Source organism: Zhongshania sp., from assembly GCF_041584495.1.
Taxonomy (GTDB): Bacteria; Pseudomonadota; Gammaproteobacteria; order Pseudomonadales; family Spongiibacteraceae; genus Spongiibacter.
The window spans coordinates 1-5,619 of sequence record NZ_JBFHDY010000161.1; the positions used below are offsets into that span (position 1 = coordinate 1).

Annotated in this window: 2 protein-coding genes and 1 pseudogene; 2 read left to right on the forward strand and 1 reads right to left on the reverse strand. The window is 50.3% G+C overall.

Annotated features, from left to right (window positions below; translation table 11 throughout):
• Positions 1 to 299: pseudogene (locus tag ABYP33_RS17030) on the reverse strand (undecaprenyl-phosphate glucose phosphotransferase); the annotation flags it as partial.
• Positions 300 to 1,547: 1,248 nt separating this feature from the next.
• Here ABYP33_RS17030 and ABYP33_RS17035 point away from each other — a divergent pair.
• Positions 1,548 to 2,687, forward strand: coding sequence for a polysaccharide export protein (locus ABYP33_RS17035; protein ID WP_373092352.1), 1,140 nt, complete (start codon positions 1,548 to 1,550; stop codon positions 2,685 to 2,687).
• Positions 2,688 to 2,784: 97 nt separating this feature from the next.
• Positions 2,785 to 5,037 carry a polysaccharide biosynthesis tyrosine autokinase gene (locus ABYP33_RS17040; RefSeq protein WP_373092353.1) on the forward strand — a complete coding sequence of 751 codons (2,253 nt, stop codon included), beginning with the start codon at positions 2,785 to 2,787 and terminating at the stop codon, positions 5,035 to 5,037.
• Positions 5,038 to 5,619 lie beyond the last annotated feature (582 nt).

Below are 5,619 nucleotides of genomic sequence, written 5' to 3' on the forward strand. Positions count from 1 at the left end.
AGCACCACCAGCCACGTGGTAATAACGGTTCTTACTTCGGTAAACAGTGACTGCCCGCGCCATGAAAAATACAGGCCGTTTTTATGGGCAAATATGTGGTAACAAATTGAGCTTAAAAAGGCCGCAATTTGGTAACACACCGCCCAGCCGTAATTGCCAACGCTAACAAACAGCGCCAATATCCCCCAAATTAACAGCACATCGGTTAATTGATGCACCGCCACTAACATGGAGTGATGCTGACGAATAAAACCTGATTGCGGCAGGTTAGTGGTCAAATTCACTCTTTCTGTATTCACAGCAATTCCCTCGCTTAGGAAGTTATTTTTTACACGTTTTAATTCATCTGGAGCGCCGCAGCCAGTCCTTTAGCAAGGCTCTACAGATGCTACTTCTAACTAAAATGCACGGCGCCAAGGGGCTATACACTGCAATACGGAGGTTAAAGTTTAGCTGCTCCTAGGCACTTTGCACCAAAAAATTCGCACGCCCCAAGCAAGCGCGTAATTCTGAGCCAATACAGTGCAAAAACCAAGCCCAAATCCAGGTAATTACTTCTACTTGTGCTTGCTTGCTGCATTCCTTCGCCACTATTAAGCCGCAGCTTTGTACTGACCTAGCCTTACTATTCTACTCAAATGCAATTAATGGGCCATTGTGGTGTTGCTTGGTGTACGGCTGCCAATCTTGCACTTGCGAGCTGTCGTCCTTGCCTTCGCAAGGACGACAGCTTAAGTACCTCAAAAACAACCACATTCAGCACATCAAGCATAACGACATTTAGTACCTTGAGGACGACTGCTCAAGCACTTTGAAGATGCCTGTTTAAGCAACCCGGACTGGCAACTCAAACACCCAAGCCCGACCACATGAACACCTGTTAACTGCTTAAGCACTTCACGGGCGACTGCTTATTAAATACCTCCGGAGCAACAACATAAGGAGCCACGGAGACTGCTTATATAGCGCAAGGACATTACGTGAGCACCCGAGCAAACGACTTAAACACCTCAAGAATTACCATGCAAGCTCCTTCAACAACCCTTAAAACACCCTAGAGTGGCCGCAAATGACCTCAAGGGGCTGTTATATCACCTTCTATACCACTTACTGAGCCCTTTAAGTGACTACCAAACTCCCACAGAAGCCACTTAGCTGCTCCTACTGGCGCTTTTATCTTCTGAATCTTTGCGATGACCACCACGCTCGCTTAACTGCGCGAATTTTGGCAGCTAATTACTACCGATTTGTTAATGTGCGGATTTCTTGCAAATACTCATTACGCTGACTGGCAATTTGTTCACAACTTATTAGTTGCTAGGTAACTCTGGGGCAGCGGGACTGGTGCCCTCCCTGCAAGCTAGGTATCATTGGCCGCTTTACGGTAATTGAAACTAAGAACCGACATTCGCGACAGGAAGGGGCAGATGTCGCAATTCTATGTAAACGGCATACATTTTGTATATAGCCCAATCGTTTACTGAATTTACTTACAGTTATTTAATTTTAACAAAGGCCAAAACTTACGCAGCCAAGGACTTTACTGCATGAATGGATTAAGAGCTTCTTTACTAGCGGCGCTTGTTTGTAGCACCACAGCCTGTACCGTGGTTCCCGGCTCAAACATGGGCAGAATAAATTCTTTTTGGTACAACGACACACCAGAGGAATACTCGCCCGCCACTACCGATATTAATTATATTCCCATTGATGCCACTGTATTGAGCCATCTTGGCAGTGCTGCGCCTGCGGCGCCAAACACAAACAACGAGCTGCGCAACGCTGTAGTCAATTACAATTACCGAATTGCGCCGGGTGATGTACTTACTATTACAGTGTGGGAACACCCAGAGCTAACCATTCCCTCTGGTTCATTCCGTAGCGCCGAAGAAGGCGGCAATGTTGTAAAAGCCGATGGCACGGTTTTTTACCCCTACGCCGGCGAGCTGCCGGTATCTGGCCTGACCACCGGTGAGGTGCAAACCTTATTACAAAACAAATTAGGCTCTGTTATTAAACGCCCTCAGATTGATGTGCGGGTTGCGGCTTTTCGCAGCCAAAAGGTTTATGTTAGTGGCTCTGTAATGAAGCCTGGCGTGGTTCCCATTACTAATACGCCGCTCACCTTGGTAGATGCTATAGAGCAGCTTGGTGGCCTTACCGACACGGCCACTTGGGGTGACATCATCCTTAATCGCCAAGGTAGCACTCACCACATCACCCTTCGCAGCCTTTACGAAGAAGGGCAGTGGAGTCAGAACCTGCTGTTGCAAGATGGCGATTTAGTTCATATTCCCCGCAATGACGCTGAAAAAGTTTTTGTATTGGGTGAGGTAAACCGCCCCCAGAGCTTGAACATGTCGCGCAATGGCACCAGCCTTGCCGAAGCCCTAGCGGAAGCTAATGGTATAAATGAAGGCAGAGCAGACGGTCGCGGCATATATGTATTGCGCAATACTGGCGTTAAAAGAGATCCCGCCACCGGGCAACCCGTATACTCGGCTACGGTTTACCATTTAAACGCAGCCTCTGCAGTAGGCTTTATGTTTGCAGACTCATTTCCCCTTGAGCCACGAGACGTCGTATATGTATCGCCCGCACCCATTACCCGCTGGAACCGTTTTTTGAGCCAATTGTTACCGTCTATTCTCGCTACCGACAGAATCGGCGACATAGAAGCTAGGTAAGCTTAATTTTGCACAGCTCAGCAACACAGAATAATTTTTGCCTGCAACATAGGGTGCAGGCAGCACACCCAGATTTTTATTTTTGGTACTCAACTCTATGACCGCTAATACAAGCAGCAGCCCCGCCCCGCGACAACAAGCCCAAGATGACGAAATTGATTTACTGGCCTTATTTGCGACCTTATGGGATCAAAAATGGCTTATTGCAGCCATTACCGCTGTGTTTATGGTGATTGGCATTGCCTACGCCTTGCTGGCGTCACCCGTGTATAGGGCAAATGCCATTATACAAGTAGAGGAGAAGTCGCCCGGTTTGCCCGGCATGAGCGACGTTACCGAGATGTTTGGTGGCGAGTCTGCGGCCATTACCGAAATTGAGCTTATTAAAAGCCGCAAGGTGATTGGCACGGCGGTAGATAATCTCGATTTAGATATTAAAGTAGAGCCCCGCTATTTTCCCGTGCTTGGCCGCGCCATAGCCCGGCGTTTTGCCGGTGAAGCTGACGAACTGAATTCACCGGTACTCGGCTTTGGCTCCTACGCCTGGGGCGGCGAGCGCATTAAAGTTAGTCGCTTTGAGGTGCCCGCCACCCAGTTTAATGAAGAACATACTCTGATTGCTAACGAAGTTGGTTTTACCCTGCTGTCGCCCGATGGCGAGGCGCTACTCAGTGGCGACGCTGGTAAGTTAATACGCGCCGGGGGCTATGAACTTTACATACCCACGCTGCACGCCCGCCCTGGCACCCAATTCACCCTCAGCCGCCTGCGCCGCTTAAGCGCAATTATCACCCTTCAAGAAACCATGGGTGTGTCTGAGCGCGGTAAAGATTCGGGCATTTTGGCGCTGTCTATAGAAGACACCAAGCCCGACCATGCCGAAGAGATTTTGAATGTTATTGCCAGCACCTATCTGCGGCAAAACGTGGAGCGCCAGTCGGCAGAAGCCGCAAAAAGCTTGGATTTTTTGCGGGAGCAGTTGCCTAATATTAAAAAAGACCTTGAAGAGGCCGAGCGCAAGTTTAATGCCTACCAAGTTAAAGTGGGCTCGGTGAACATTAGCGCCGAGGCCGAAGCGCTGCTAGACCAAGTGGTGGACATTGAATCTGGCATTGCTGAATTGCAATTGCAGCAAGCTGAGCTAGACCGCAAATACACCCGTGACCACCCCGCCTACCAAGCTTGGCGGGAGCAAATGGCCGAGCAAATGGCCCGTAAAACGGAATTTAACAGCCGTATTAAAGGCCTGCCAGAAACCCAGCAAGAGCTACTGGGGCTAAAGCGCGACCTAGAAGTGGGCACCGAGATTTACACCCAAATGCTAAACAATATTCAAGAATTGGATATTGTTCGCGCGGGCACCGTGGGCAATGTGCGTATTATTGACGACGCTGCGGTGAATATTGAAGAGCCGGTTAAACCCAAAAAGCCGCTTATTGTTGTTATTGCGACATTGCTGGGCGGTTTCTTGGGCGTGGCGTTGGTACTGGTTCGGGCCGCGCTGAATCGCGGCATTGAAAACCCCGACGACATAGAAGCCATTGGTCTGCCGGTATATGCGTCTATTCCTTTGTCTGACGAACAGCGTAAATTGGATTTTGGCAGCCGTCGCTCGGCTCGGCAACTGCGTAAATTACGCAATCAGCACCCCACTGCGTTGCTCGCACAGCGCAACCCCACCGACATCACCATAGAGGCCTTGCGCAGCCTGCGTACCAGCTTGCACTTTGCCATGCTGGAAGCCAGCAACAATATTATGATGATCTCGGGCCCCAGCCCCAATGTTGGTAAGTCTTTTGTGTCGGGCAACTTGGCGGCAGTAATCGCCCAAGCGGGCCAGCGCGTACTGCTAATCGACATGGACTTGCGCAAAGGCTATATGCACAAAATGTTTGATGTAGGGCCTGAAAATGGCGTGTCAGATGTTTTGAGTAAACGTGTGCAATTGCAGGACGCAATACAGCCAACCAAAATTGCTGAGCTCTTTATGCTGCCCAGAGGCGCAATACCCCCCAACCCCTCTGAGTTGCTTATGAGCAAAGGCCTAACCCAACTGCTCGAAGCCGTCAGCGCCGACTACGACCTTGTTATTGTTGATACGCCACCCATTATGGCCGTAACCGATGCGGCGATTATTGGCCGCCAATGCGGCGTCACCATGCTGGTAACCCGCTTTGGCTTAAACCCTGTGAAAGAACTGGAAGTCACCAAACAACGCTTCGAACAAAATGGTATTAAGGTTAAAGGCGTTGTACTCAATGCGGTAGAACGCAAAGCTTCAGGCTATGGCTATGGCTATGGCTATGGCTACTACCAATACGAGTATAAATCGGATAAGGCGGAAAGCTAGCGCTCGCGGTTAAGCCCAAGCTCCGCCGTGGGTTTGGCCGCCGGTACTTAACACCTACTTCGTTGCAGAAATGACCCCCCTGCCTTCGCAGGGGCAGAGCCCGGCTTCACAGGAGTGACGGAACGTTTGTGTTTAGGGCATTTCGTCATACCTTCGCAGGAAGGTATCCATTTGAGCGCAGCGAATGTCTCTGGTGGAAGTGTTAACTTTGCGCTCCGTTGCTGAGATGGACCCCTGCCTCCGCAGGGGTGACTGAAAGCCCAACGTCATAATTTTATTTGGTCATCCCTGCGCAGGCAAGGACCGCAAATCCCTAAACGTCTTCCCTGCGCAGGCAGGGATCCATGTGAGCGGCAGCGAATGCCTGATTACCCCAACGTCTAAGCCCAAACTTCGTTGCTGAGATAGACTCCTGCCTCCGCAGGAGTGACGATTGATTTGGCCTGATGTCGTTGCCGTTAAGCCTTCGCTGGAGCAACGGTGGGTTTAGCGTGGGGTGGTTGCTGCCATACTTGCGCAGGCCATGACGGACCATGCATTAAACTCGCAGCACCCATCAAGTCTTCCCTGCGCAGGCAAGGA

Coding starts and splice junctions, on each gene's coding strand:
- ABYP33_RS17035 (WP_373092352.1), top strand. CDS start 1,548: ATGAATGGATTAAGAGCTTCTTTACTAGCGGCGCTTGTTTGTAGCACC.
- ABYP33_RS17040 (WP_373092353.1), top strand. CDS start 2,785: ATGACCGCTAATACAAGCAGCAGCCCCGCCCCGCGACAACAAGCCCAA.